Origin of the sequence: Bradyrhizobium sp. WSM2254 (genome assembly GCF_000472645.1) — a bacterium.
In the GTDB taxonomy this organism is placed as follows: domain Bacteria; phylum Pseudomonadota; class Alphaproteobacteria; order Rhizobiales; family Xanthobacteraceae; genus Bradyrhizobium; species Bradyrhizobium niftali.
The window spans coordinates 56,084-82,146 of record NZ_AXAB01000046.1; the positions used below are offsets into that span (position 1 = coordinate 56,084).

The 26,063-nt window shown below is 65.2% G+C and carries 31 protein-coding genes; 19 read left to right on the top strand and 12 right to left on the bottom strand.

All coding sequences use genetic code 11. The features are described from left to right. The first annotated feature begins 193 nt into the window (after window positions 1-193). Window positions 194-619, top strand: coding sequence for a DoxX family protein (locus A3M7_RS0129745; protein WP_027547199.1), 426 nt, complete (start codon window positions 194-196; stop codon window positions 617-619). A gap of 107 nt (window positions 620-726) precedes the next feature. Continuing rightward, window positions 727-1,869 carry a DNA-processing protein DprA gene (gene dprA, locus A3M7_RS0129750; protein ID WP_049823753.1) on the top strand — a complete coding sequence of 381 codons (1,143 nt, stop codon included), beginning with the start codon at window positions 727-729 and terminating at the stop codon, window positions 1,867-1,869. On the opposite strand, the gene A3M7_RS0129755 is transcribed toward dprA, so the two are convergent. Continuing rightward, window positions 1,866-2,288, bottom strand: a complete 423-nt coding sequence (locus tag A3M7_RS0129755) for a helix-turn-helix domain-containing protein (protein ID WP_027547201.1) — start codon at window positions 2,286-2,288, stop codon at window positions 1,866-1,868. The two genes, dprA and A3M7_RS0129755, sit on opposite strands and share 4 nt — an antisense overlap. A gap of 83 nt (window positions 2,289-2,371) precedes the next feature. Between A3M7_RS0129755 and A3M7_RS0129760 the strand changes: the two genes are divergently transcribed. After that, entirely contained in the window at window positions 2,372-2,980 is a 609-nt protein-coding gene (locus tag A3M7_RS0129760) for an FMN-dependent NADH-azoreductase (RefSeq protein WP_027547202.1), read from the top strand. A gap of 61 nt (window positions 2,981-3,041) precedes the next feature. On the opposite strand, the gene A3M7_RS0129765 is transcribed toward A3M7_RS0129760, so the two are convergent. Further along, entirely contained in the window at window positions 3,042-3,224 is a 183-nt protein-coding gene (locus A3M7_RS0129765) for a hypothetical protein (protein ID WP_027547203.1), read from the bottom strand. A gap of 176 nt (window positions 3,225-3,400) precedes the next feature. After that, window positions 3,401-4,174 carry an SDR family oxidoreductase gene (locus tag A3M7_RS0129770; RefSeq protein WP_027547204.1) on the bottom strand — a complete coding sequence of 258 codons (774 nt, stop codon included), beginning with the start codon at window positions 4,172-4,174 and terminating at the stop codon, window positions 3,401-3,403. A gap of 121 nt (window positions 4,175-4,295) precedes the next feature. On the opposite strand from A3M7_RS0129770, the gene A3M7_RS0129775 reads away from it, so the two are divergent. Further along, on the top strand, window positions 4,296-4,766 hold the full coding sequence (locus A3M7_RS0129775) for a helix-turn-helix domain-containing protein (protein WP_027547205.1): 471 nt from the start codon (window positions 4,296-4,298) through the stop codon (window positions 4,764-4,766). A gap of 161 nt (window positions 4,767-4,927) precedes the next feature. Here A3M7_RS0129775 and A3M7_RS0129780 read toward each other — a convergent pair whose 3' ends face one another. Further along, window positions 4,928-5,167 carry a hypothetical protein gene (locus A3M7_RS0129780; protein WP_027547206.1) on the bottom strand — a complete coding sequence of 80 codons (240 nt, stop codon included), beginning with the start codon at window positions 5,165-5,167 and terminating at the stop codon, window positions 4,928-4,930. 228 nt (window positions 5,168-5,395) lie between these two features. Between A3M7_RS0129780 and topA the strand changes: the two genes are divergently transcribed. The 4 genes from topA to A3M7_RS0129800 are packed head-to-tail and all read left to right on the top strand — an operon-like array spanning window position 5,396 to window position 11,721. Further along, window positions 5,396-8,155, top strand: a complete 2,760-nt coding sequence (gene topA / locus A3M7_RS0129785; RefSeq protein WP_027547207.1) for a type I DNA topoisomerase — start codon at window positions 5,396-5,398, stop codon at window positions 8,153-8,155. A 7-nt stretch (window positions 8,156-8,162) separates the two neighbouring features. Then, window positions 8,163-10,511, top strand: coding sequence for a ribonuclease R (rnr, locus tag A3M7_RS0129790; protein ID WP_027547208.1), 2,349 nt, complete (start codon window positions 8,163-8,165; stop codon window positions 10,509-10,511). After that, window positions 10,505-10,945 carry a DUF983 domain-containing protein gene (locus tag A3M7_RS0129795; RefSeq protein WP_027547209.1) on the top strand — a complete coding sequence of 147 codons (441 nt, stop codon included), beginning with the start codon at window positions 10,505-10,507 and terminating at the stop codon, window positions 10,943-10,945. Before rnr ends, A3M7_RS0129795 begins: the two co-directional genes overlap by 7 nt. Before the next feature lie 26 nt (window positions 10,946-10,971). Beyond that, on the top strand, window positions 10,972-11,721 hold the full coding sequence (locus A3M7_RS0129800; protein WP_027547210.1) for an NUDIX hydrolase: 750 nt from the start codon (window positions 10,972-10,974) through the stop codon (window positions 11,719-11,721). Window positions 11,722-11,863: 142 nt separating this feature from the next. Here A3M7_RS0129800 and A3M7_RS0129805 read toward each other — a convergent pair whose 3' ends face one another. Continuing rightward, window positions 11,864-12,406, bottom strand: coding sequence for a hypothetical protein (locus A3M7_RS0129805; protein WP_027547211.1), 543 nt, complete (start codon window positions 12,404-12,406; stop codon window positions 11,864-11,866). Window positions 12,407-12,703: 297 nt separating this feature from the next. On the opposite strand from A3M7_RS0129805, the gene A3M7_RS0129810 reads away from it, so the two are divergent. The 3 genes from A3M7_RS0129810 to A3M7_RS47350 all read left to right on the top strand — a co-directional run bounded on the left by A3M7_RS0129810 (window position 12,704) and on the right by A3M7_RS47350 (window position 15,189). Beyond that, window positions 12,704-14,029: an LLM class flavin-dependent oxidoreductase gene (locus tag A3M7_RS0129810; protein ID WP_027547212.1), complete on the top strand. Its 1,326-nt coding sequence runs from the start codon at window positions 12,704-12,706 to the stop codon at window positions 14,027-14,029. A 207-nt stretch (window positions 14,030-14,236) separates the two neighbouring features. Further along, complete coding sequence (rpmG, locus tag A3M7_RS0129815; RefSeq protein WP_007603295.1) at window positions 14,237-14,404, top strand: 50S ribosomal protein L33; 168 nt, start codon at window positions 14,237-14,239, stop codon at window positions 14,402-14,404. A gap of 518 nt (window positions 14,405-14,922) precedes the next feature. Then, on the top strand, window positions 14,923-15,189 hold the full coding sequence (locus tag A3M7_RS47350) for a DUF3551 domain-containing protein (RefSeq protein WP_245284348.1): 267 nt from the start codon (window positions 14,923-14,925) through the stop codon (window positions 15,187-15,189). A 21-nt stretch (window positions 15,190-15,210) separates the two neighbouring features. On the opposite strand, the gene A3M7_RS0129820 is transcribed toward A3M7_RS47350, so the two are convergent. Next, window positions 15,211-16,449 (bottom strand): MFS transporter, encoded by a 1,239-nt coding sequence (locus A3M7_RS0129820; protein WP_027547213.1) that lies wholly within the window; start codon window positions 16,447-16,449, stop codon window positions 15,211-15,213. A 129-nt stretch (window positions 16,450-16,578) separates the two neighbouring features. Here A3M7_RS0129820 and A3M7_RS0129825 point away from each other — a divergent pair, with 129 nt between their 5' ends. Beyond that, window positions 16,579-17,181 carry a TetR/AcrR family transcriptional regulator gene (locus A3M7_RS0129825; protein WP_027547214.1) on the top strand — a complete coding sequence of 201 codons (603 nt, stop codon included), beginning with the start codon at window positions 16,579-16,581 and terminating at the stop codon, window positions 17,179-17,181. A 294-nt stretch (window positions 17,182-17,475) separates the two neighbouring features. Here A3M7_RS0129825 and A3M7_RS0129830 read toward each other — a convergent pair whose 3' ends face one another. After that, window positions 17,476-18,849, bottom strand: a complete 1,374-nt coding sequence (locus A3M7_RS0129830; protein ID WP_027547215.1) for a PleD family two-component system response regulator — start codon at window positions 18,847-18,849, stop codon at window positions 17,476-17,478. 14 nt (window positions 18,850-18,863) lie between these two features. Next, the gene (locus tag A3M7_RS0129835) at window positions 18,864-19,229 is read right to left on the bottom strand and encodes a response regulator (protein WP_027547216.1); all 366 of its coding nucleotides are present in this window, start codon (window positions 19,227-19,229) and stop codon (window positions 18,864-18,866) included. A 237-nt stretch (window positions 19,230-19,466) separates the two neighbouring features. Between A3M7_RS0129835 and A3M7_RS0129840 the strand changes: the two genes are divergently transcribed. Both A3M7_RS0129840 and A3M7_RS0129845 read left to right on the top strand, forming a co-directional pair. Then, entirely contained in the window at window positions 19,467-19,778 is a 312-nt protein-coding gene (locus tag A3M7_RS0129840; RefSeq protein ID WP_011087883.1) for a DUF3572 domain-containing protein, read from the top strand. Continuing rightward, window positions 19,775-21,079, top strand: a complete 1,305-nt coding sequence (locus A3M7_RS0129845; protein ID WP_027547217.1) for a DNA polymerase IV — start codon at window positions 19,775-19,777, stop codon at window positions 21,077-21,079. Before A3M7_RS0129840 ends, A3M7_RS0129845 begins: the two co-directional genes overlap by 4 nt. Window positions 21,080-21,095: 16 nt before the next feature. Here A3M7_RS0129845 and A3M7_RS49925 read toward each other — a convergent pair whose 3' ends face one another. Further along, the gene (locus tag A3M7_RS49925; RefSeq protein WP_162832276.1) at window positions 21,096-21,251 is read right to left on the bottom strand and encodes a hypothetical protein; all 156 of its coding nucleotides are present in this window, start codon (window positions 21,249-21,251) and stop codon (window positions 21,096-21,098) included. Window positions 21,252-21,450: 199 nt separating this feature from the next. Here A3M7_RS49925 and A3M7_RS0129855 point away from each other — a divergent pair, with 199 nt between their 5' ends. After that, a complete protein-coding gene (locus A3M7_RS0129855) occupies window positions 21,451-21,858 on the top strand; it encodes an ACT domain-containing protein (protein WP_027547218.1) in 408 nt (135 codons plus the stop codon). 68 nt (window positions 21,859-21,926) lie between these two features. Beyond that, window positions 21,927-22,337: a nuclear transport factor 2 family protein gene (locus tag A3M7_RS0129860; RefSeq protein WP_027547219.1), complete on the top strand. Its 411-nt coding sequence runs from the start codon at window positions 21,927-21,929 to the stop codon at window positions 22,335-22,337. On the opposite strand, the gene A3M7_RS45090 is transcribed toward A3M7_RS0129860, so the two are convergent. The 3 genes from A3M7_RS45090 to A3M7_RS0129875 form a co-directional block, all read right to left on the bottom strand. Beyond that, window positions 22,314-22,754 carry a MerR family transcriptional regulator gene (locus A3M7_RS45090; protein ID WP_049823754.1) on the bottom strand — a complete coding sequence of 147 codons (441 nt, stop codon included), beginning with the start codon at window positions 22,752-22,754 and terminating at the stop codon, window positions 22,314-22,316. The two genes, A3M7_RS0129860 and A3M7_RS45090, sit on opposite strands and share 24 nt — an antisense overlap. 58 nt (window positions 22,755-22,812) lie before the next feature. Continuing rightward, window positions 22,813-23,214, bottom strand: coding sequence for a RidA family protein (locus A3M7_RS0129870; RefSeq protein WP_027547220.1), 402 nt, complete (start codon window positions 23,212-23,214; stop codon window positions 22,813-22,815). A 173-nt stretch (window positions 23,215-23,387) separates the two neighbouring features. Beyond that, window positions 23,388-24,233, bottom strand: coding sequence for a cell envelope integrity EipB family protein (locus A3M7_RS0129875; protein WP_027547221.1), 846 nt, complete (start codon window positions 24,231-24,233; stop codon window positions 23,388-23,390). A 246-nt stretch (window positions 24,234-24,479) separates the two neighbouring features. Between A3M7_RS0129875 and A3M7_RS0129880 the strand changes: the two genes are divergently transcribed. The 3 genes from A3M7_RS0129880 to A3M7_RS47360 all read left to right on the top strand — a co-directional run. Next, complete coding sequence (locus A3M7_RS0129880) at window positions 24,480-24,947, top strand: RidA family protein (RefSeq protein WP_027547222.1); 468 nt, start codon at window positions 24,480-24,482, stop codon at window positions 24,945-24,947. Between the two features lie 10 nt (window positions 24,948-24,957). Further along, window positions 24,958-25,704, top strand: coding sequence for a glycerophosphodiester phosphodiesterase (locus A3M7_RS0129885; protein WP_027547223.1), 747 nt, complete (start codon window positions 24,958-24,960; stop codon window positions 25,702-25,704). Window positions 25,705-25,860: 156 nt separating this feature from the next. After that, the coding region (locus tag A3M7_RS47360; protein WP_156937065.1) for a helix-turn-helix domain-containing protein at window positions 25,861-26,063 on the top strand (203 nt) is incomplete at its 3' end.

A 26,063-nucleotide genomic window follows, 5' to 3' on the forward strand; every position in this document is an offset into this window, starting at 1 on the left:
TCCATGCGTGAAATCGAGCGAGACCAACGGCGCGACCAGAGCGTCCGCCTCCGTGACATCGCGCCGTCAGGATCAAAATTGGAAACAATGACTTTCAATCATTTCTATTTCGGCTGCAATTGGATCGGGCCAGTTTGTGGACACAGGCCGAGCGGCGCGCCGTCGGCCCCCAACAAGCACAGGAGCGACTACCATGGATACGACCCGTTATGCTTCTCTCGTGGGCCGGCTGCTGATCGGCGTCCCCTTCGCAATGAGCGGCTTCAGCAAGCTCGCCGCTTATGGTGCGACGACCGCCTACATCGCCTCCGCAGGATTGCCGGTGCCGCCGTTGGCCTATGCGATCGCGGTTCTCGTCGAGCTCGGTGGCGGCCTGCTGCTGATCGCCGGCTATCAGGCGCGCTCGGTCGCGCTGGCGATGGCGGTGTTCTCGCTGGCCGCAGCGGTCTCCTTCCACAACAACTTCGCCGACCAGAACCAGATGATCCATTTCCTCAAGAACGTGATGATGGCGGGCGGCCTGCTTCAGATCTTCGCCTTCGGCGCCGGTGCGCTCAGCCTTGACGCGCGCGTCTCGCGGAACGGCGTCGCCGTCGCTCAGCCGGCGCACGCGCGCTGAATGGACGACCCTCCGGAGGACCCGTCGGACGACGTCGGGTCTTCTCGCCGTGCCTCTGAAGCCTGATCAAGCGCACGTCGCTGTTGCCCACGCCCTCAGGTTGTTCCATGCTGTGCCTGCAAGGAGACACCGTGGACGCCATCAACCCCAGTGTGGAGCTGACCGAGACTGAGCGGATCGACCGCCTGCGGCTGATCCGCTCCGACAATGTCGGGCCGCGCACCTTCCGCTCGCTGGTCGATCATTTCGGCACCGCGCGCGCCGCGCTCGAGCGGCTGCCGGATCTCGCGCGCCGCGGCGGCGCGGCGCGGTCGGGGCGCATCTGTAGTGCGGACGAGGCGAAAGCCGAGCTCGCCGCCAGCCGCAAATTCGGCATCGCCTGGCTCGCGCCCGGCGAGGACGGCTATCCGGCGCGGCTTTCGACGCTCGACGACGCCCCGCCGCTGCTCGCGGTGCGCGGCGACACCAAAACCTTGATGCGGCCGATGATCGCGATCGTCGGCTCGCGCAACGCTTCCGGCGCCGGGCTGAAGTTCGCCGGGCAGCTCGCACGTGAGCTTGGCGAAGCCGGCTTCATCATCATCTCCGGGCTCGCCCGCGGCGTCGATCAGGCCGCGCATCGCATGAGCGTCGCGAGCGGAACGATCGCCGTGCTCGCCGGCGGACATGACTGCATCTATCCGCCCGAGCATGGCGATTTGCTCACAGCGATCCTCGATCACGCGGGCGCGGCGATCTCCGAGATGCCGCTCGGCCACGAGCCGCGCGCCCGCGACTTCCCCCGCCGCAACCGGCTGATCTCGGGCGCTTCGCTCGGCGTGGTCGTGGTGGAGGCCGCCCACCGCTCGGGCTCGCTGATCACCGCGCGCATGGCGGCCGAACAGGGCCGCGAGGTGTTCGCGGCGCCGGGCTCACCGCTCGATCCGCGCGCCGCCGGCACTAACGATCTGATCAAGCAGGGCGCAACGCTCGTCACCGAAGCTGCCGACATCATCAACGCGGTCGCACCGATCATGGAGCGACCGCCGATGCATCGGGCGCGCGAACCCGACAGCGAGCCGTTCGAAGCCGATCCGCAGACGCACGACCGCGACCAGATCACCGGCCTGCTCGGCCCTGTGCCGATCTCGCTCGACGATCTCGTCCGGATGTCCGGCGCCTCGCCGGCCATCGTCCGCACCGTGCTGCTGGAGCTCGAGCTCGCCGGCCGGCTCGAACGCCACGGCGGCGGATTGGTGTCGCTGCTTTAGTGCTCGCCGCGCTTGTCGAACCGCGTCCGTGCGGCCTCGATCTGCGCCAGATGCTCCATCGCCCACTTGCCGAGCGCCTCAACGGGCCGCGACAGGCCGCGGCCGAGATCGGTCAGCTCATAGTCCACGCGCGGCGGAATGGTCGGGAAGATCGTGCGCGTGACGAGGCCGTCACGCTCCAGCCCGCGCAGCGTCAGCGTCAGCATCCGCTGCGAGATGCCGTTGATCATGCGCTTCAGCTCATTGAAGCGCTTCGGTCCGTCGCCGAGCATCATGATGACGAACACGCTCCATTTGTCGCCGACCCGGGACAGCACGGAGGCGACCCCGCGGCAGTCCGCATGGTTGGGATCGGGCCTTTGACCCGGCCTTGGCGAAGCGGGCAGATCGATGTGCGCAGGTTTCAATAATGTGCCCATGGCTCAAAAAAGTGCGTTCTTGCGGGGGTTTCGACAGTCACTCATGTAGTGCGGGTTACAAATCTATACCATGGGTGACCTCAATGAAACTCCTCCATATCGACTCCAGCGTGCTCGGCCCCCACTCCGTCAGCCGGCAGGTTTCCGCCGCCATCGTCGACCGTCTCCGGCAGGCGACGCCCTCGCTGGACATCATCTATCGCGACCTGACCCAGACCCCGCTCGCTCACCTCTCCGGCTCGCATCTGGCGGCCGCGCAAGGCGCGCCTGCGCCGACGGAACTCGGACCCGACCTTGCCGCGAGCGCGGCCGTGCTCAACGAGTTCCTCGCTGCCGACATCGTCGTGATCGGCGCGCCGATGTACAATTTCACCATCCCGAGCCAGCTCAAGGCCTGGATCGACCGTATCCTGGTGGCGGGAAAGACGTTCCAATACGGCGCCAATGGCCCGCAAGGCCTTGCCGGCGGCAAGCGGGTGATCGTGGCCATCTCGCGCGGCGGCTTTTACGGCGCGGAGACGCCATACGCGGCCGGCGAACATCTCGAAACCTATCTGCGCTGGGTGTTCGGCTTCATCGGCATCACCGATCCCGAGTTCATCTCCGCCGACGGCATCCAGGTCGGGCCGGATCATCGTGAGAAAGCGCTGGCCGGCGCACTTCAGGCAGCCACCAGCCTTCAGGCGGCGTGAGGCTCACGCCAACCGCAACGGCCGCCGCCGGATTCCGGCGGCGGCTGACAGGTCGCACGGGCTAAAACCAGGCGCCCTGCATGCCCAGGATGACGGCCACGAGCGAAATGAACAGGCCGATGCCGGAGAAAAGGGCCACCGCGATGAGCTCCGATCTGTCGGAGCGCCTGGCGGGAATGGCGGAACGCTCGGTGAAAATGCGCGGTGCTGAAATCGACGAAAAAATGCGAGCTGCCTTTGGCATGACGGGCTCCCTGAAAATGAGTCTTGTGACCCCCTGCCCGTAAAAGTGTCTTGGCAGCTTGCGGCAAGGTTCAACCTCATCACGCAAGGTTCAGAAAATACATCCTGCAGGACGAGGAAACCGGCCGGCGCAACCGATGTGGCCGCGTCGACCGATTCAATTTGCGCTTGATTTGATCAGCCGCGATAGATCGGCGCGCCGCTCGGCGAGGCGACCGCGCCGCCATCGACGAAAATCTCCTGGCCTTGAATATGCGCGGAGTCATCGGAGGCGAGGAACAGCACCGTCTTCGAGATGTGATCGGGTTCACCAATGCGGCCGAGCGGCGTCGACAGCGCGATCCGTTTCTCGAACGCCTTCTCGGCTTCAGGCGTTGCGATCGCGGCGCCCCAGATCGGCGTGCGGATCGCGCCCGGCGCGACGACGTTGACGCGGATGCCGCGCGGCGACAGCTCCGAGGCCATGATCCGCGCCATCGCCCGCACGCCGGCCTTCGCCGCGCCGTACGCGGAGTAACCGGGGATGCCGAGCACCGAGATCACCGAGCCGTTGAGGATGATCGAGGCGTTGTCGTTGAGATAAGGCAGCGCAGACTGGACCGTGAAGAACACGCCAGTGAGGTTCGTGCTGATCACCTTCTCGAAGACCTCCAGCGTCGCCGCACCGAGCGGCGTGCTGCCGGGAATGCCGGCATTGGCGAACACGATGTCGAACTTGCCGAACTTCTCGGCGCCCTGCCTGATCGCAGCTTCAGTAGCGGCGATGTCGGTGGCATCAGCGACGACCGCAAGCGCGTTCGGGCCGAGTTCCTTGGCGGCGGCCGCCAGCGTCTCCTTGTTGCGCCCGGTGATCACCACCTTGGCGCCCTCGGCCACGAACAGCTTTGCCGTCGCAAGACCGATGCCGCCGTTGCCGCCCGTAATCAATGCCGTCTTGTTCTTCAGTCTCACGTTCGCCTCCAGCGGTTTCATTATGAAACTACGTTGCCATCTAGGCCATTTGGTTTTATGATGCAACCACACAAGCGCGTGATCGCCGCAGGAATCGGGCGAACGCGAAAGGACCAAGACGATGGTGAAACGAACCAGCTTCGAGGGCGATACCTGCCCGATCGCACGCTCGCTGGAGGCGATCGGCGACTGGTGGTCGCTCTTGATCATCCGTGAGGCGCTGTTCGGTTTGCGCCGCTTCGGCGAGTTTCAGAGCAAGCTCGGCATGGCCAAGAACATCCTGGCCGCGCGGCTGCGCGCACTGGTCGATCACGGCATTCTGGAGACCGCCCCCGCCTCCGACGGCAGCGCATATTCTGAATATTTGCTGACGCCGAAGGGCCGCGGCACCTTCCCGATCCTGGTCGCGCTCCGGCAATGGAGCGAGGCGTTCGACGACCACCCCGAGCAGATCGCGACCATCCTGGTCGATCGCGCGAAGGGCCGCCCGGTGCGCAAGCTCGAGCTGCGCGCGGAGGACGGCCGGCTGCTCAGCCAGGCGGATACGGCGGTAAAGCTGCGGCCGGCGCCGCGGCGGCGCGCAACAGGATGACAGCGCGCACGATCTCTCCTCATGGTCGTCCCGGCGAAGGCCGGGACCCATAACCACAGGGAGCGATTAGGCGAAGACTCGTGGTTCGGAATTAGCCCCCCGCTCAGATCGATAGACCTCGCGGTATGGGTCCCGGCCTTCGCCGGGACGACATGAGAGCCTCACGACAGCTTGCGCCTGGTGCGCAGCCGCAGGTGCTCGTCGGCCTCGAGCTGCGTCATCCCTAGGAGATAATGCAGCACGTCGAGCCTGTGGCGCTCGGCGAGCTTGCGCAGCACCGCCACCTGCTCGGCGATATAGGCCACCGCCTCGTCGGCGCCGCCCTCTCCCGGTTCCTCGTGACGCGAGCCTCCCGGCGCGCCTGATGCGGCGCGCGCCCGTTTCCTTCCTGGCTTAGTCACCAGACCCCACCCCGAATCCATGCCCCGCGGCAACATTACGCCCACATCGATCGCAACTCCAAGGTGGTAATTTGCAACTTTCTCGATATGAAACTTTTCCCATCGCGGCCGCTTTCTGCACCCCTCGATTTGACAGCGACGGCCTCACCACCCATGTTCGGTTCGAAACGGCCGACCCGAATCTCGTCGAATTCGGCCCAGAATTTCCCCGTAAGTTACTGGAACTACATGAATATCGTCATTGTGGAGTCGCCGGCGAAAGCCAAGACGATCAACAAGTATTTGGGCTCGTCCTACGAGGTTCTGGCCTCGTTCGGCCATGTCCGCGACCTCCCGGCGAAGAACGGTTCCGTCGATCCCGACGCCAATTTCAAGATGATCTGGGAGGTCGACCCCAAGGCGGCCGGCCGGCTCAACGATATCGCCAAGTCTCTGAAGAACGCCGACCGCCTGATTCTCGCCACCGACCCTGATCGCGAGGGCGAGGCCATCTCCTGGCACGTGCTGGAGGTGCTGAAGGAGAAGCGCGCGCTCAAGGACCAGAAGATCGAGCGCGTGGTGTTCAACGCCATCACCAAGCAGGCGGTCACGGACGCGATGAAGCATCCGCGCCAGATCGACGGAGCGCTGGTCGACGCCTATATGGCGCGCCGCGCGCTGGACTATCTCGTCGGCTTCACCCTCTCCCCCGTGCTGTGGCGCAAGCTGCCGGGCGCCCGCTCGGCCGGCCGCGTGCAGTCGGTGGCGCTGCGCCTCGTCTGCGACCGCGAACTCGAGATCGAGAAATTCGTGCCGCGCGAATATTGGTCGCTGATCGCGACCCTGCTCACCCCGCGCGGCGATGCGTTCGAGGCCCGCCTCGTCGGCGCCGACGGCAAGAAGATCCAACGTCTCGACATCAGCACCGGCGCGGAAGCCGAAGACTTCAAGAAAGCTCTGGAAGCCGCCGCCTACGCGGTCACCACGGTCGACGCAAAACCCGCCCGACGCAATCCGCAGGCGCCTTTCACCACGTCCACGCTGCAGCAGGAAGCCAGCCGCAAATACGGCTTTGCGCCCGCGCACACGATGCGCATCGCCCAGCGCCTCTATGAAGGCATCGACATCGGCGGCGAGACCACCGGACTCATTACTTATATGCGTACCGACGGCGTGCAGATCGATCCGTCCGCGATCACCCAGGCGCGCAAGGTGATCGGCGAGGATTACGGCAACGCCTACGTGCCGGAGGCCCCGCGCCAGTACCAGGCCAAGGCCAAGAACGCCCAGGAAGCGCACGAAGCGATCCGCCCGACCGACATGTCCCGCCGCCCGGACAGCATGAGCCGCAAGCTCGATTCCGATCAGGCACGGCTCTACGAGCTGATCTGGAAGCGCACCATCGCGAGCCAGATGGAAGCGGCCGAGCTCGAGCGCACCACCGTCGACATCACCGCGAAGGTGGGCGGCCGTACGCTGGAGCTGCGCGCCACCGGCCAGGTCGTCAAGTTCGACGGCTTCCTCGCGCTCTACCAGGAAGGCCGCGACGACGAAGAGGACGAGGACTCCCGCCGCCTGCCCGCCATGAGCGCCGGCGACGGCCTGAAGCGGCAGTCGCTCGCCGTCACCCAGCATTTCACCGAGCCGCCGCCGCGCTTCTCCGAGGCTTCGCTGGTCAAGCGCATGGAAGAGCTCGGCATCGGCCGGCCCTCGACCTATGCCTCGATCCTCCAGGTCCTGAAGGACCGCGGCTACGTCAAGCTCGAGAAGAAGCGCCTGCACGGCGAGGACAAGGGCCGCGTCGTGGTCGCGTTCCTCGAGAGCTTCTTCAGCCGCTACGTCGAATACGACTTCACTGCCAATCTGGAAGAGCAGCTCGATCGCATCTCCAACAACGAGATCTCCTGGCAGCAGGTGCTGAAGGATTTCTGGAGCGGCTTCATCGGCGCCGTCGACGAGATCAAGGATTTGCGCGTGGCGCAGGTGCTTGATGTGCTCGACGACATGCTCGGACAGCACATCTACCCGCCCCGCGCCGACGGCGGCGACATCAGGCAGTGCCCGAGCTGTGGCAATGGCCGGCTCAATCTGAAGGCCGGCAAGTTCGGCGCCTTCGTCGGCTGCTCGAACTATCCGGAGTGCCGCTACACCCGCCAGCTTGCCGCCGACAGCGAGGCGACCGCCGACCGTTCGCTCGGCCAGGATCCCGACACCGGCTTCGACGTCTGGGTCAAGGCCGGCCGCTTCGGGCCCTATATCCAGCTCGGCGAGCAGAAGGACTATGCGGAGGGCGAGAAGCCGAAGCGCGCGGGCATCCCGAAGGGCACCTCGCCCGGCGATGTCGAGCTCGAGCTTGCGCTCAAGCTGTTGTCGCTGCCGCGCGAGATCGGCAAGCATCCTGAAACCGGCCAGCCGATCACCGCCGGCCTCGGCCGCTTCGGGCCGTTCGTGAAGCACGAGAAGACCTATGCCAGCCTCGAGGCCGGCGACGAGGTGTTCGACATCGGCCTCAACCGCGCGGTGACGCTGATCGCGGAAAAGGTCGCCAAGGGCCCGAGCCGCCGCTTCGGCGCCGACCCCGGCAAGGCGATCGGCGATCATCCGACGCTCGGCACCGTCACCGTGAAGAGCGGCCGCTACGGCGCCTATGTCACCGCGGGCGGCGTCAACGCGACGATCCCGGCCGAGTTCGAAAAGGACACCGTCACGCTGCCGCAGGCGATCGCGCTGATCGACGAGCGCGCGGCCAAGGGCGGCGGCAAGACCAAGGCGAAGAAGGCGGCGAAGCCGGCCAAGGCCAAGAAGGCCGCCGCGGCGAAGGCCGCCGACGGCGATGATACCGCGCCGAAGCCCAAGAAACCGGCCGCGAAGAAAGCCGCGGCCAAATCCGAATCCACCAGCAAGGCGCGCGCCGCCGTGTCGTCGACCGCAAAGACGTCGCCGACCAAGGCCGCCGCCAGCAAGAATCCTGCAAATACTCCGGCCAAGAAGAGTGCCGGCAAGAGTTAGAGGTTAAGTGAAACGCAAGAATGACCGTGGCTTTCCCGACAGGCAAGCCATCGTCGCCTTCATCAAGGCAAATCAGGGAAACGTCGGCACCCGCGAAATTGCGCGCGAGTTCGGCCTGAAGAACGCCGATCGCGTCGAGCTCAAGCGCATGCTGCGCGAGCTCGCCGACGACGGGACCATCAAGAAGAAGCGCCACAAGGTCTCGGAACCGGACACCCTGCCATCGACGCTGGTCGCCGACATCACCGGCCGCGACTCCGATGGCGAACTGATCGCCTCCCCCACCGAATGGGACGAGGTCGAAAGCGGCGAACCGCCAAAAATCCTCATCGTCATGCCGCGCCGGCCGAAGCCCGGCACCGCCGCCGGTGTCGGCGACCGCGCGCTGCTGCGCGTCGAGCGCCTCGACGAGGCCGAAGGCCCGGCCTATCGCGGCCACATCATCAAGGTCTTCGACAAGGCCAAGAGCCGCATCCTCGGCGTGTTCCGCGAGCTGCCCGAAGGCGGCGGACGGCTCGTCCCCGTCGACAAGAAGTCTGCCGACCGCGAGCTGAACATCGCCGCGGCCGACACGCAGGGCGCGCAGGACGGCGACCTCGTCAGCGTCGACATCATCCGCTCGCGCGCCTTTGGCCTTGCTTCAGGCCGCGTCAAGGAAAAGCTCGGCTCGGTCAAGTCGGAGAAGGCGATCAGCCTGATCGCGATCTACGCGCACGACATCCCCCTGCAATTCCGCCCCGCGGCAGAGCGTGAAGCCGAAGCGGCTGAGCCGGCGAACCTGAAGGGGCGCGAGGATTGGCGCGACGTCCCGCTCGTCACCATCGATCCGCCCGATGCGAAAGATCATGACGACGCGGTGCATGCGCAGGCCGATGACGATCCCAACAACAAGGGCGGCTTCATCGTCAACGTCGCCATCGCCGATGTGAGCTTCTACGTCCGGCCCGGCACCGCGCTCGACCGCGACGCGCTCGATCGCGGCAACTCGGTCTATTTCCCTGACCGCGTCGTGCCGATGCTGCCCGAGCGCATCTCCAACAATCTCTGCTCGCTGGTGCCGGGCGAGCCGCGCGGCGCGCTCGCGGTGCGGATGGTGATCGGCCCCGACGGCCGCAAGCGCTCGCATACCTTCCACCGCATCCTGATGCGATCGGCGGCCAAGCTCAATTACGCGCAGGCGCAGGCCGCGATCGACGGCCGGCCGGATGACACCACCGGTCCCCTGCTCGATCCGATCCTGAGGCCGCTCTATACCGCCTATGCCTGCGTCAAGCGCGCCCGCGACGAGCGCGATCCGCTCAATCTCGATCTGCCCGAGCGCAAGATCCTCCTGAAGAGCGACGGCACCGTCGATCGCGTCGTCGTGCCTGAACGTCTCGATGCGCACAAGCTGATCGAGGAGTTCATGATCCTCGCCAACGTCGCGGCCGCCGAGATGCTGGAGAAGAAGTCGCTGCCGCTGATCTACCGCGTGCATGACGAGCCGACGCTGGAGAAGGTCCACGCGCTCGCAGAGTTCTTGGAGACGCTCGACGTTCCCTTCGCCAAATCAGGCGCGCTGCGCCCGGCCCTGTTCAACCGCGTGCTGGCCCAGCTCGAAGGCCACGACCACTTCCCGCTGGTGAGCGAAGTCGTGCTGCGCGCCCAGGCCCAGGCTGAATATTCCTCCGAAAATTACGGTCATTTCGGCCTCAACCTGCGCCGCTACGCGCATTTCACCTCGCCGATCCGCCGCTATGCCGACCTCGTCGTGCACCGCGCGCTGGTCCGCGCGCTCGGCCTCGGCGAAGGCGCGCTGCCGGACAGCGAGACGCCGGAAAGCCTCGGCGAGGTCGCCGCCCACATCTCGGTGACCGAGCGGCGCGCCATGAAGGCGGAGCGCGAGACCGTGGACCGGCTGATCGCCCATCACCTCGCCGACCGCATCGGCGCCAGCTTCCAGGGCCGCGTCTCCGGCGTCACGCGCGCCGGCCTGTTCGTCAAGCTCACTGATACCGGCGCCGACGGCCTGATCCCGATCCGATCCCTTGGCACGGAATATTTCAACTATGACGAGAGCCGCCACGCCCTCGTCGGCACGCGCAGCGGCACCATGCATCAGCTGGGTGACGTGGTCGACGTCCGTCTGATAGAAGCAGCCCCCGTCGCAGGCGCGCTGCGCTTCGAGCTGCTGTCGTCGAGCGGCGAAACCGCGCCGCAGGGCCGCAGGCGGCCTGGTCCGCAACGCCGCCCCTCGTTCAAGGCGCATCCCGGACGCAGTCCGGCGAAGAAGCACAAGCCGGCGAAGCCGAAGAAGCCCGGCAAGGGCAAGAAGAACAAAGGAAAAGGCAAGGGTCAAAAGGGCAAGGCATGGTGACGATGAGCACGGCCCCAAAGATCTGGACGCGCGAGACCGGCCTCGTCGAGAAGCGCGACGTCTGGACAGCAATGAAGCGCGGCTTCCGCGGCCGCTGCCCGCGTTGCGGCGAAGGCAAGCTGTTCCGCGCCTTCCTGAAGACCGCCGATCATTGCTCGGTGTGCGGCCTCGACTTCACGCCACATCGCGCCGACGATTTGCCTGCCTATCTCGTCATCGTCATCGTCGGCCACATCGTGGTGCCCGGCATCCTCTGGATCGAGACCAACTACACGACGCCGGTCTGGCTCAGCTTCGCAGCCTATCTGCCCTTCACGTTCTTCGCCTCGCTCGCGTTGCTCCAGCCGGTCAAGGGAGCCGTGGTCGGATTGCAATGGGCTCTGCGCATGCACGGCTTTGACGACAACCCTCCGGATGGTATTCCGCCGGTGTAAGCAAATAAGAAGCGTTGGGTGAGGACATGACGGATACGGCGCAGGTAGCGGACAAGGCAAAGGTCCACGAGGAGAAGGAAGCCGACCATCATCCCTATTTCCGCCCGAAGGATGCGGCGACACTGATCCTGGTCGATCGCAGCGGCACCATTCCAAAAGTCCTGGTCGGCAAGCGCCACGACAAGGTGGTGTTCATGCCCGGCAAGTTCGTCTTCCCCGGCGGCCGTGTCGACAAGGCCGACTACCGCGTCCCGTGTGCCGCCCCCATCACCTCCGAGCTCGAAGCCAATCTCGCCAAGGGCAGCCCGAAGACGCCGGCCTCACGCGCCAAGTCGCTGGCGGTCGCCGCGATCCGCGAGGCCTGCGAAGAGACCGGCCTCTGCCTCGGGCGCAAGGCCGAGGGCAAGGCCAGGCTCGAAGGCCCGTGGCAACCATTCGCTGATGCGGGCCTGCTGCCCGACCCCTCGAGCCTGTTCCTGATCGCGCGCGCCATCACCCCGCCCGGCCGCGTCAAGCGGTTCGACACGCGCTTCTTCACCGCGGATGCCTCCGCGATCAGCCATCGCGTCGAGGGCGTGATCCATGCCGATGCCGAGCTGGTCGAGCTGGTCTGGGTCGAGCTCGGCTCGAAGCCGCTCGCCGATCTGCATCCGATGACGCGCAACGTGCTCAACGAGCTCGACACGCGCCTTGCCACCGGCCCGCTCTGCCACGACGCGCCGGTGCCGTTCTTCCATTTCTACGGCGGCAAGATGCAGAAGGATATTTTGAGCTAGGCCGTCATTCGGGGGCGCGCGAAGCGCGAACTACGATGCGCAATTGCGCATCTGAGAATCCATTCATCCACAATCCCCGCGGCCAGATGGATTCCGGGCTCGCGCCAAGAGGCGCGCCCCGGAATGACGAGGAAGTTCCTTCTCAGTCCGCGTCCGGCTCGGTGCCGACATAGTCGCGCGCCGGAAGTTTGAGCGCCCGCCCGAGTTCGCTCGCAAGCTTGTCGGCCTCCCCGCGCCTGATGAAGCTCATCAGGTTGATCGGCTCGGTGCCCTTGCTGCCGCAGAGATTGACGTCATAGGTCGTCAGATCCGCGTCGTAATCGTCGGTGATGCTGATGAAATGATAGTCGGCGAGATTGCGGTGCTTGCGAATATTCAGCGGGCCGAACTGACTGGTGATGACGATCTGGCGCAGCGTCTCGTTGAGCACGACGAAATAGCGGAAGGTGAGCAGGATCAGGCCGGGGATGCCGACGAGCAGCCCGAGGCCGGTGAACACCAGCACCGGCACGAGGTCATCGGCGAGCCGGCCGAAGCCGGAAAAATCCTGGCGCAGGCCGAGCGCGACATTCCAGAGCAGATAACTGCTCGCCGCCAGCAGCGGCAGCGACAGCAGCCGGCCGATCCAGGGCATGGGGCGGTCGATGCGGACCATGCCGCCATCCACTGTCATCGCGCCTGCCATTCAACGTCTCCTCACGAGGTCATGGCTTGGTCGGAGCGAGCGGCAGGATGGTTCGATGGGGCGACCCCTCTCCCCCCGTCATTCCGGGGCGCCGCGTAGCGGCGAGCCCGGAATCCATCGGGCCGCAGAGACTGCCGAGGGATGGATTCCGGGCTCGCCGCTCCGCGACGCCCCGGAATGACGCGATTGTGCTGAGCGTGTCGCGAAAAACGAAAAAATCTTCCCGCCTGCCCCAATGGCAGAGTTCCTCCGCGTCCCTATGTCTTTGCGAACGACACCCAGAACGGATACGGGGCGATGGCACAACGGCAACTCAAGCTTGGCGCGTTCATGCGCCCGATCAGCATCCACACCGGCGCCTGGCGCTATCCCGGGGCCTGGCCGGACGCCAATTTCAATTTCGGTCACATCAAGACGCTGATCCGGAAGCTCGAGGCCGGCAAGTTCGACGCCTTCTTCATGGCCGATCATCTCGCCGTGCTGAACATGCCGATCAACGCGCTCAAGCGCAGCCACACGGTGACCTCGTTCGAGCCGTTCACGCTGCTGTCGGCGCTCTCGGCCGTCACCGAGCGGATCGGCCTGATCGCGACGGGCTCGACCACGTTCGACGAGCCCTATCACGTCGCGCGCCGCTTCGCCTCGCTCGACCATCTCAGCGGCGGGCGCGCCGGGTGGAACATCGTCACCACCTCGAACCCGGACGCGGCGCTGAATTTCGGTCTCGACGACCACATGGAGCACGCCGAGCGCTACAAGCGCGCGCGCGAATTCTATGACGTGGTCACGGGTCTGTGGGATTCCTTCGCCGATGACGCCTTCGTGCGCGATGTCGAGGATGGGCTGTTCTTCGACCCTTCGAAGATGCACACGCTCGATCACAACGGCAAATATCTGAAGGTGCGCGGGCCCCTCAACATCGCCCGCCCGGTGCAGGGCTGGCCGGTGATCGTGCAGGCCGGCGCTTCCGAGGACGGCAGGCAGCTCGCGGCCGAGACGGCGGAGGCCGTGTTCACCGGCGGCGGCAGCCTCGCCGACGGGCAGAAACTCTATGCCGACATTAAGGGCCGTATGGCAAAGGTCGGCCGCGATCCTGAACATCTCAAGATCCTCCCCGGTGCCTTCGTCGTGGTCGGGGACAGCGTCGATGAAGCCAAGGAGAAGCGCGCTTTGCTCGACAGCCGCGTGCACTACGACAGCGCCATCGCCTCGCTCTCGGTCATCCTCGGCACCGATGCCTCCGGCTTCGATCCGGACGGCCCGCTCCCCGAAATCCCCGAGACCAACGCCAGCAAGAGCGGCCGCCAGCGCATGGTCGATCTCGCCGCGCGCGAAAAACTCACCGTGCGCCAGCTCGCCCAGCGCGTCGGCGGCTATGGCGGGCTCGCCTTTGTCGGCACCGCCAAGACCATCGCCGACCAGATGGAGGAATGGCTGGTCGGGCGCGGCTCGGACGGCTTCAACATCATGTTCCCGTTCCTGCCCGCCGGCCTCGACGATTTCGTCGACAAGGTGGTCCCGGAGCTCCAGCGCCGCGGGATTTTCCGGAAAGAGTATGAAGGGACCACTTTGAGGGAGAATCTGGGCCTGCCGCGGCCGAAAAACCGGTTCTTCGAGGGGTAATCGGCCCGATTTGAGTGGTTTTGGAGCCCTAGAGCCCCTACGGGGCTCTAGGTTGTTGTTTTTGACGCGTTTTCTTGACGCGAACCGGTGCCCACTTCGCTGGAAAACGCTTCGAAACCTTGACATCAGGCGGTTTCTGGCTAGGTTGCCGGCCAACGCGGGCCGTTTGGCCGGCTCCAGATTCCCTTCATTTCTGAGGTTCAGAACATGGCCAAAGCGGTCACCATCAAGGTCAAGCTCGTGTCCTCGGCCGACACCGGCTTCTACTACGTCGCCAAGAAGAATTCGCGCACCATGACCGACAAGCTGGTCAAGAAGAAGTACGACCCGGTCGCGCGCAAGCACGTCGAATTCCGCGAAGCCAAGATCAAGTAAGATCGCGGGATACGCTGAAGGACTTTGACGGGGCCTCACGGCCCCGTTTTTATTTTAGATCCGTTATCCCCGCGCAACGGCGAAGCCGTTGTCGCTGGAGGTGCGAGCCAAGCGGCGCAACGCGCCGTTTGGAGAGCCTCGAAGGATGAACGGCCCCGGCGACCGCATCGCCTCTTACTTCTTCGGGCTAGGCGCTCCAGCGCGACGGCTTCTTGACCCGGCTCCAGCCCTTGAGCTGCCGCTCAAGCGCGGTGCTGCGCACCGCACGGAGAGCACCTCGTCAGATGCGCGCTGATGCAAACCCTCTCGTATTTCGGGAAGCTTCCGGAAAGACAGCCGGCATCGCGACATCAGGCGTTGGCTCGGGCACTGCGCCTTCCGCTTCCCGTCCCGGTCAAGGTGAACGTCGCGGCGTCGATGCCGGCGGCAACGGCCAGCAAGCCGGGCCGGCTCCTTTCAGGCTCCAATTGTTTTCAGAATGCTCTATGATCTGTCGGCTTTAGATGAAGGAGGGTCGAATGCGACTCGCTTTGTTCGTTGTATTCACGCTGGTGGGGCTTTCGTCCGCCGCGAACGCTGAACGCGACTATCCTTGGTGCGTCTTCGGTGGCCAGCTCGGCTATTCCGGCGACTGCATGTATGTGACGAGAGAGCAGTGCCTGGCATCGGCGTCCGGCCGGTCGAACACCTATTGTGATATCAACCCGCGCGTGAGGTTCAGGCAGGAAGCTCCGCGTTGGACGACGTGCGACTCCCAGGGTCGCCGATGCGCGCCAAAACCGTGAGCCTTGTGAGCTCGCGTCCGGTTAAGCCGTCCGCAGCACCGGCGCCGGCGGTTGCGACGGCCGGATCAGCGCGAATGCGACCTGCACGATGCCGCCGGCGAGGCCCAGCGCCACGCCGATGCGCCAGGCCATCGTGTACGAGCCGAGCGCGTCATACAGCACCCCTCCCCCGTAAGCGCCGAGGAAGCTGCCGATCTGGTGGCTCATGAAGGCAAGGCCCTGGATCATGGCCTGCCAGCGCAGGCCGAACATCTCGGCGACCGCGCCTGCCACCAGCGGCCCTACTCCCATCCACAGGAAGCCCATGATGGCGCCGAACAGCAGCGTCGAGAACGACGTCGCCGGCAGCATGAAGTACCAGGCGAGCGCGAGCGAGCGCAGGATGTAGATTGCGCCCAGCAGCGCCAGCTTGTTCCAGCGCTGGCCGGCCCAGCCGAAGAACAGCGAGCCCAGCACGTTGAAGCCGCCGATCATGCCGAGCGTCTGCGCGCTCAGCATCGGATCGAGACCGCAGATCGCGAGATAAGACGGCAGATGCGTGGTCAGGAACACGAGCTGCATGCCGCAGACGAGATAGGCGCAGGTCATCACCACGAAGGAGGCATTGCCGAACGCCGTCTTCGCCGCCGTCGCGGCCGTGGCATCGCCGATGTCGTCGGCAGACGGTTTCGGCAGCGGAATCCTGTCGACGCGTCCGGCATACCATGCGGCGGGGATCATCAGCACCGACATGATGACGAAGCCGGCGAGTCCGATGCGCCAGCCAAAGCCTTCGTTGAGCAGTTGCCCGATCGGCGCCGACAGCAGCGCGCCGAGCGACCCCGCGCCCGAGACGATGCCGAGCACGGTGGAGCGCACCGTCTCGGGGACAGCGCGCGCCGCCACCGACATCGCGATCGCCGCCGCCGTGCAGGCCAGCGACGTGCCGATCAGCACGCCGGCGCCGATCATGATGCTGACGAGGCCGTTCGCGGTCGCCATCAGGATCAGGCCCGCGATGTACATCAGCGCGCCCACGATCATGATCGGGCGGAAGCCGTAGCGCACCGTCATCGCGCCGGCGAGCGGCTGGAGGAAGCCCCAGGCGAGGTTCTGCACGGCCAGCGCCAGCGTGAAGTCCGAGATCGAAATGTGGATGTCATGCGTCAGCGGCTGCATGAAGATCCCGAGGCTCTGCCGCAGCCCCATGCTCAGCGTCAGCATGATCGAGGCGCCGATCAGGATGGGCAATGTCGGACGCAGGACCTGCAACAGGGGCATGTTCTTCTCCCTCGTCGGCGCGGCGCGCGCACCGGCGTCTGCAATATCAGTTGATTTTGGTTACACAGACCTGTGTACTTAGGCTATGAAAGGCGAAGGCTGTCAAGCGAAGAGGACGCGCGCTGCTGCATGGCTCCCCCGCCGACCAAACAGACGATGAAAGAGCGGATCCTCGAGACCGCCGACAAGCTGTTCTATCTGCAAGGCATTCGCGCCATCGGCGTCGACACCATCGCGGCCGAGATCGGCATCTCCAAACGCACGCTCTACAACCACTTCCCCTCCAAGGACGCGCTGATCGCGGCTTACCTCGAGCGCCGGTTCGTGCAGCCGCGTCCGTCCGACAAGCCGCCGGCCGAGCAGATCCTCGCCACCTTCGATTCGCTGGAGCGGCGCTTTGCGGCCAAGGATTTTCGCGGCTGCCCGTTCGTGAATGCGGTCGCTGAGCTCGGCCCGGCGGACCGCGCCGTGAAGAAGATCGCAATCGCCTTCAAGGAAAGCCGCCGCGTCTGGTTTCGCGAGCGGCTCAACGAGCTCGGCGTCACGGAGGCGGATGCACTCGCCACCCAGCTCGTGCTGCTCGTCGACGGCTCCATCGCCCAGGACCTCGTGCGCGACGACCCCGCGATGGCGCGCGCCGCGAAGGAAGCGGCGACCGTGCTGCTGCGGAATGCGGGGGTGGATGTGGGGGATGCGACGGCGGCAAAGGGACGCAAGCCCGCTCCACGATAACCGCTGTAGCGATATCGCACAGTGTCATGCCCCGCGAAGGCGGGGCATCCAGTATTCCAGAGACAGTGAGGCTAGACCGAGAGGCCGCGGCGTACTGGATTCCCCGCTTTCGCGGGGAATGACAGCGGAACTTGTGGAGCTTCGCGCCACACCACCCGCACTTCTCGATCCTACTAAAATGCGCCTGTCTTGCCCGACGAGTCAAACGGCGTTGCCACCTGCACAAGTCATTGATCCGACTAGCGCCGGCTACTGTGAATGGGGTTGTTTTCGCAGTCTTTGTTGCAGGCGGCCTCACGCCGCCTGCGACACCACGCGGTTGCGGCCGTCGTGCTTGGCTCGATAGAGCGCGGTGTCGGCGCGCTTGAGGACGTCGGCGACCGCCTCGCCCTTCTGCTCCAGCGTGGTGAGGCCGATCGAGATCGTGACCTCGATGCGCTTGGTGCCCTTGTGGATCGCGAACGGTTCGCCCGCGATCGAGCGGCGCAGGCGCTCGGCGACCATGCCGGCGACATGGAGATCGGTCTCCGGCATCACGATGACGAACTCCTCGCCGCCGTAGCGGCAGGCCAGATCAATGCCGCGGATCGACTTGCGGACGCGCACCGCGAATTCGCGCAGCACGTCGTCGCCGGCATCGTGGCCGTAATTGTCGTTGATCGACTTGAAATAGTCGATGTCCAGGATCATCAGCGCCAAGGGCTTGCCGCGGGTCGCGGCCTGCTCGGCGAGGGTCGCCAGATGACTCTCCATGTAGCGGCGATTGTGCAGGCCGGTGAGCGCGTCGGTGATCGCCATCTCGATCGAGTTCTGCACGTTGTCGCGCAGATGATCGGTGTAGCGGCGGCGGCGAATCTGGGTGCGGGCGCGCGCCAAGAGCTCGGTCTTGTCGATCGGGCGCAGCAGATAGTCGTTGACGCCGATCTCGAGGCCGCGGAGCAGCCGCGTCGAGTTCTCGGGGTCCGCGATCGCCAGGATCGGCACGTGGCGCGTGCGCTCCAGCGAGCGCGCCTGGCTGCATAGCCTGAGGCCGTCGAAATTGTTGAGGTCGAGCGAGACGATCAGCAGGTCGTAATTGCCCTCGGCGGCGTGGAACAGCGCTTCGGTCGGGTTCGGCTCGACATCGACGGTGTGCTCGGCGGCCAGCAGCGTTGCCAGCCGCTCATAGGAGGACTGGCGGTCGTCGACCAGGAGGATGCGGCCGCCCTTGCCGGTGTCGGCGACCGCAGTGCGCTCCGGCGCCTGCATGCCGATCTCGAGCGAGGTGATGGCGCGCATGCGCAGCTCGTCGGTCATCATCTTCAGCCGCGTCAGCGAGCGCACGCGCGCGATCAGCACGACGTCGGAGACGGGCTTTGTGAGGAAATCGTCGGCGCCGGCTTCCAGCCCGCGGTTGCGGTCGGAGGGGCTGTCGAGCGCCGTGACCATCACGACGGGGATGTGGTGCGTGGCCGGATCGGTCTTCAGGCGGCGGCAGACCTCGAAGCCGTCCATGTCGGGCATCATCACGTCGAGCAGGATGATGTCGCATTCGGCGCGGCTGGCCAGCACCAACGCCTCGGCGCCGTTCGAGGCGGTCATCACGTCGAAATATTCGGCGGACAGGCGGGCTTCGAGGAGTTTGACGTTGGCAGGAACGTCATCGACAACCAGGATACGCGCGGACACTTTGCACTCACTTCCTATCCGATGAAACGCCGGACCGTCTCAATGAATTTGCCGACCGAGATCGGCTTGGACAAATAGGCTTCGCAGCCGCCCTCGCGGATGCGCTCTTCGTCGCCCTTCATCGCGAAGGCCGTGACCGCGACGACGGGGATGGCGCGCAGCTCCGGATCGTCCTTGATCCAGCGCGTCACCTCGAGGCCCGAGACCTGCGGCAGTTGGATATCCATCAGCACGAGGTCCGGCCGCATCTTCCGAACGAGATCCAGCGCCTCGTAGCCGTTGCTGGTGCCCGTGGTCTGGTAGCCGTGCGCCTCCAACAGGTCGCGGAAGAGCTTCATGTTGAGCTCGTTGTCTTCCACGATCAGGACGGTCTTAGCCATCCCGTCCTCCTGATTGGCACGAAGCCCGATACATGTGACGCCTCAGGCGCCGCTCCCCGGCGCTTCGAAAACTGGATTCAAACTAGCCTCAGATTCGCTCTAGTTTCGTTAAACCCGAGGGGCCACTTTCTGCGATGTGGTTTCCAGTTGCTTGTCGGGGGTCGCAAGACTCAGGCGCGAGACTCGGGCATATTCCAAAGTAGACACTGAAAGTTAACGGAAAGGCAAACCGGCCCCTTGAAAAAGCCTGTTCACAACCCCCGCGAAGTCGCTGAAATCGTTGCGATTCAGGCATTGTCCTTTGTCGCGGGCGAGCCCGAGCGGCTGGGCCTGTTCCTGGCCGAGACAGGTGTCGGCCCGGAGACCCTGCGGAACGCCGCCTCGGACCCGAATTTCCTCCTCAGCGTCCTCGATTTCGTGCTGCGCGATGACGCGACCGTGAAGGCCTTTGCCACGGCATCGGAGCTGCATCCGACCAACGTTGCGGCGGCGCGGCAGGTGCTGGGCGATGCGCTCGGCGACCGCACCTGGGAGCGTGACGTGCCGTGAGCGTCCCGGAGGCGGCCGGGCCCCGCTGCTTCTGCCGGGATTGCCTGGCCGACCTGGATGTTGACGTGCAGAACCTGGGCGTGCGGCGCTGCTCGGCTTGCGGTTCCCCCCGCCTCGTCCGCCACCCCGCGCTTTCGAGCCTGACCATCGCCCATATCGATTGCGACGCCTTCTACGCCACGGTCGAGAAGCGCGACAATCCTGACATCGCCGACAAGCCCGTCATCATCGGCGGGGGCAAGCGCGGCGTCGTGTCGGCCGCCTGCTACATCGCACGCACCTATGGCGTCCGCTCCGCCATGCCGATGTTCAAGGCGCTGGAAGCCTGCCCGCACGCGATCGTGATCCGACCCGACATGGCGAAGTACGTCCGCGTCGGCCGCGAGGTGCGCCAGGCCATGCAGGCGCTGACGCCGCTGGTCGAGCCGCTCTCGATCGACGAGGCCTTCCTCGACCTCTCCGGCACCGAACGGGTTCACGGCATGATCCCGGCAAAGGTGCTGGCGCGGTTTGCCCGCAACGTCGAACGCGACATCGGCATCAGCGTCTCGGTCGGCTTGTCCTGCAACAAGTTCCTCGCCAAGATCGCCTCCGATCTCGACAAGCCGCGCGGCTTTGCCGCACTCGATCAGGAGGAAGCGCGTTCGATGCTGGCTTCGAGGCCGGTCGGCTTCATCTTCGGCGTGGGCCCTGCGACGCAGGAACGCCTGGTGCAGCGCGGCTTCCGCATCATCGCCGACCTTCAGAAGGCCGACGAGATCGAGATAATGCGGCAATTTCCGAGCGACGGCCGCAGGCTGTGGCGTCTTGCCCGCGGCATCGACGACCGCCGCGTCGAGGCCGATCGCGGCGCCAAGACGATCTCGAGCGAGACCACGTTCGAAACCGACATCCGCGATTTCGCAACGCTGGAGAAGATTCTCTGGCGCCTCTGCGAGAAGACGTCGTCGCGGCTGAAGAGCAGCGAGCTTGCCGGCTCGACCGTCACGCTGAAGCTGAAGACTTACGACTTCCGCCAGCGCACGCGCTCGCAGTCGATCGCAGCGCCAACGCAGCTCGCCGCAAAGATCTTTTCGATCTGCCGCGAGATGCTGGCCAAGGAGATCGACGGCACCGCCTTCCGCCTGATGGGCGCCGGCGTCAGCGCACTGCGCGAGGGCTCGCCCGCCGACGACACCGACATGCTCGACCGCCGCGCGGCCCATGCCGAGCGCGCCGTCGACAGCCTGCGCAAGAAGTTCGGCAGCGCCGCGGTGATCCGCGGCATCGCCTATGACGGGCCGGAGAAGGCGCGGGAGTGATCGAGCCCTGCTCAACTCAGTCGCGTTCGAAGATCCGTGCCCCCGGATAGACGCGCCTGGCATACTGAACGACCAACTGCCGATCCTGAGTTTCCAGGAACGGGGTTCGGATCTGACAAGACCCGACAATGAGGTGCCACAAGCCGTTGAGCTTTCGAATGACGACGTTCATTTGAGTCTCCTCGCAGTGACCCGAGTGGACTCAAATTGTAAGAATCTCCCGCCGTCGCTCAATTGTACCAGCGTAAGGTCAGCGTATGAGAAGGATTAGGAAAGATATACAAAGGTATGTCGGCCATGGCTCCAACAGCTTCCGGCGTCGATAGCTTCGCAAGGGCTCAAACGGTCCTACCCGCTCGCGGACTGGCACCATGACAGGCGAACGCGCTCTCGACGCGCTGCTGAGGAACATGAAGCCGGAAATGCAGCCCGGCACCTTCGTGTTTTGCACGATCCCACCCGGCGAGCCCATTCCCGCAGCGGTCAACCCACTGCTGACGTTCCGCGAGCAGGAAGGAACGACGCTGGTGATCCTGCGCGAAGAAGCCGAGGCGTCAGGCTTACGCCACGCGTTTGCCTCGCGCCTGATCACGCTGACGGTTCACTCCGCGCTCGATGCGGTAGGCTTTCTGGCGGCCATCACGGCGCGACTGGCCGAACCCGGCATCAGCGTGAATGCCGTTTCGGCCTTCCATCACGATCATCTTTTCGTGCCTGCCGACAGGGCCGAAGAAGCGATGGCTCTCTTGCATGACAGGTTCAGTCCGAAACAGGGTTGATTGAGCTTGATCTAGAGCATGCTCTAGCCTGTAAGGAGATGGCTGGCCTCGATTCAAGGAGACAGCCCATGACGGTGACCGACAACAAGGCGCTCATTCAGGACATCATGGATGCGCGCGCACGCCGCGACCCCAACCCGTTCATCGCCGCGATGGCAGATGACTTCGTCTGGCGGATCACCGGCTCGACGGCCTGGTCCGGCGAGTATGTCGGCAAGGCCGACGTGCTGGAGCGCCTGATGAAGCCTCTCCACCGACAATTCACCGCTCCCACCAGCCTCACGGCATCCCGCATCATTGCTGAAGGCGACTACGTCGTCGCCGAGTGCCGGGGCAATGCGACGACGCTTGCCGGCGAGCTCTACGCCAACACCTACTGCTTCGTCATTCGCATGGCGGACGGAAAACTGCGCGAGCTGACCGAGTACATGGACACCGCATTGGTCGAGAGGGTGCTAAGGCCGCCCGGCAGCCAATGAGGCCGGCGCAGCCTTGAGGCGTCCATGCGGCGACACGGCGGGTCTTTCACCGCCGGCGATCCACTCCTGATAGAATTCGACCTTGGCTTCGATGAGCGCCAGAGCCTGCGACCAACGCTGGATGTTGTCCTGCACGCGCTGCTGGTGGGCTGCGAGCAGCGCGTGACGCTCGTTCAGCGTTGCTTCGCCCCGTTTCGCAAGCGCCGCATATTCGCGCATCTGCTTGACCGACATGCCGGTGCCACGCAGGCGCTCCATCAGATCCAACCAGCCAACGTGAAAATCGCTGTAGACGCGCCGTCCCCCGCGATCCCTGATAACGCCGGGGATCAAGCCCTGAGCTTCGTACCAGCGGATGGTGTGAATACTGCGGCCCGTTCGGCTGGCGACCTCTCCGATGCGAAGCTCCCGCGACATGGTCTTCCCTCTCGTTCGAAACCGCCGCGCAGGGCCCAACCCATCCTGCGCGGTCTCCTCAATCAGCGACCGCCACCGCCTCGATCTCGATCAGCCATTCCGGCGCGGCAAGCGCGGTGACGCCGACGAGGGTGGAGGCCGGCGGCTCCATGCCTTCGAAGAAGGCGGAGCGGGCCTTACCGATGATCGGGCGCAGCTCCGGCTTGTAGTTCACCACGAAGGTCGTGATCTTGACGATGTTGGCGTAGCTCGCGCCGGCAGCTTTCAGCGCCAGGCCGAGATTCTGCATCACCTGCGTCGTCTGCGCGGCGATATCGCCCTCGCCGACGATCCGCCCCTCCTCGTCGGTCGACACCTGGCCCGAGATGTAGATGGTGCGCGCACCCGTGGCGGTGACGACGTGGGAATAGGCCGGATTGTGGTGCAGGCCGCTGGGGCGGAGATGGTCGAGCTTGGGCATGGTGCTTGCCTCCCGGAGTTTGTGGTTGGGAGGGAGCGTAGCTGGAGAGGGTCCCGAGGGCTAGCCCGTCATTGCGAGGAGCTCTTGCGACGAAGAATCCAGAATCCTTCCGCGGAGGCAGTCTGGATTGCTTCGCTTCGCTCGCAATGACGGAGGAGAGAACGGCGACCCTCTCAATTACAGGGCTTGCTGTCCTTCACGTCGAACTTGCCCATCGCGCCGGAGATGACGAAATCATTGTAGTCGAGCACGAGCTGGCGCGAGACGCCGTTCTCATAGAGCTCGAACGCCATTGCATAGATCGGCGTCTGCTCGCCTTCCTTCTGCTGGGCGTCGCGGTCGAAATAGCTGACAGTGACGGGCCAGCGCTTGAGCGATTTCATGTGCTCGTCCGTGGTCGACGGATCGATCGAGCTGGCGCGGTCGGCGGGGATCGCTTGGCCGATCACGGTCAGCGTGTTGTAGACCTTCTGGCCGTCGTCGGAGCCGTCATAGACGGACAGTTCGAGCAGCGATTTGCCGTCCTTGGCGGCGGCGATGATGCGCTGGATCTGCTCGGTCGGGAACACGATCTTGCCGTCGAGCGTAAAGCTCTTCGGCGCAGGCAGCTTCAGCTTGACGTTGATGTGGTCGCCGTCGCGCTCCGCCGAGCCGTCGACCCGGCCGGCATCGGCCTCGTTCATCCGCGTCTCGATCTTGAAGCGGTAGCTCTTGCCCGCGGCATCCTCCCAGGAATTGGAACGGAGGTCGCTGAGCGTGACCTTGCCCTCGCCGCTGTCGAGCTCGGAGACCTGGCGGAATTCGGAGGTGTAGCCCTCGCAGGAGCTTCCGGTGAAGTTGTAGAGGATGCGGCCGCGCGCGCTGTTGACCGAATTGGAGCGCGATTTGACGAGGCTGAGGTCATAGAGCGCCTGATGCGCGAGGAACGGACCGTTGGCGGCCAGCGCCCCGCCTCCGGGGCCACAAGCGGCCGCCGCGAGCGCCATCACACCGAGCGAAGTCCGGAAAAGGTGCATCATGTCTGTTCCTTGAAGATGCGTCCTTGGGGACAGCAGATTCGACATTTTAATGACCGTTCCATTGCGTCGCAACTGAGGCCGTTTCACGTAAAGTTGCGGCCCTCGCCCTGAACCTCCTGCCCTGCCTCAACAAAATGCAGCCCCTTGGGGTTGCTTGCATGTGGCGGCACGATGGGCGAAACAGGACGCTCCCGGGCACCAATGGGCCGCGCCGGGGTGAATGATTTTTGGACAACGAGGTCGAAGATGGCGGGCACGGTCGAGCAGAAACTGGCGGAACAGGGCATCAAGCTGCACGAGGCCCCCACCCCCGTGGCCAACTACGTCCCGTTCGTGCGCACCGGCAATCTGCTGTTCGTCTCCGGCCAGGTCTGCTTCGATCCCGCCGGCAAGCTGATCGCCAAGGGCAAGCTGGGTGCCGGCGTCTCGATCGAAGACGGCGCCGCGGCAGCGCGCGGCTGCGCCGTCAACCTGCTCGCCCAGGTCAAGGCGGCCCTGGGCGATCTCGACAAGGTCGCGCGCGTGGTACGCCTCGGCGGCTTCATCAACTCGGCGCCGGACTTTCTCGACGGGCCGAAGGTGCTCAACGGCGCCTCCGACCTGATGGTCGCCGCCTTCGGTGACAAGGGCCGCCACGCCCGCACCACCGTCGGCGTCGCCTCGCTGCCGGCGGATGCGGCGGTGGAGGTCGAGGGCGTGTTCGAGGTCGCCTGAGGCCAGCATCGTGCGTGCCCCTGATTGGCTGACAGCCCGGCCGGTCGCCCACCGCGGCCTGCACGACATTTCCCGCGGCATCGTCGAGAACATGCCGGGCGCGGTCCAGGCCGCGATCGTTGGCAATTTCTCGATCGAGGTCGACATCCAGCTCTCCGCCGACGGCGAAGCCATGGTCCATCACGACCATGCGCTCGGCCGCCTCACCGAGGCCACCGGCGAGGTGGTCGAGAAGACCGCCGCGGAGCTGAAGGCCATCAGGTTCAAGGACACGGACGAGCGGATGATGTCCCTGTCCGACCTCTGCGCCATGGTCGCCGGCCGCGTTCCGCTGGTGATCGAGGTGAAGAGCCATTTTGGCGGCGACCGCAAGCTGGTGAAGCGGATGGCTGAGGTGCTGGCGTCCTATCAGGGCCCGGCGGTCGGCATGTCCTTCGATCCCGACCAGGTCCTGGCCTTGCGCGAGCTATTGCCCTCCCGCCCGCGCGGCATCGTCGCGCAGCGCAGCTATGAGGACGAGTACTGGGCGAAGCTCACCGAGGTGCAGCGCGACGGCATGCTGTACCTGCGCCACGGCTTCCAGACCCAGCCGCATTTCGTCGCCTTCAAGGTCGACCACCTCCCGGCGCCCGCCGCCTGGATCGCCCGCAATGTGTTCGGCTGCGCCCTGCTCGGCTGGACCGTCCGCACGCCCGAGCAGCGGACCCGGGCCGGGCAGTATGCGGACCAGATGATCTTTGAGGGGTTCGTGCCGTAGGGCTGGCGTCGTCCTGGCGGAAGCCAGGACCCATTACCCCAGGGAGAAGTTGTGGCGCGAAGCTGCAACTCCGAGTCATCGCCAAACCACATCCTGTGGTTATGGGTCCCCTGAGTTCACAAACGAAGTGCAACACTTCCAACTGGAGGTGTTGCCATGGGGCGGACTTACAAACAGCTCTCCCTTGACGATCGATGCGAGATTGCCCGCCTTTCGGCCAATGGCAACTCGGTCGGGCAAATCGCGGCAGCTTTGGATCGCCCGCCATCAACGATCTCTCGGGAGCTGAGGCGGAACCGTGGCAGGCAGGTCGGCTACAAGCCAAGCTATGCTCAGCAGCAGACCCGGGCGCGGCGCTG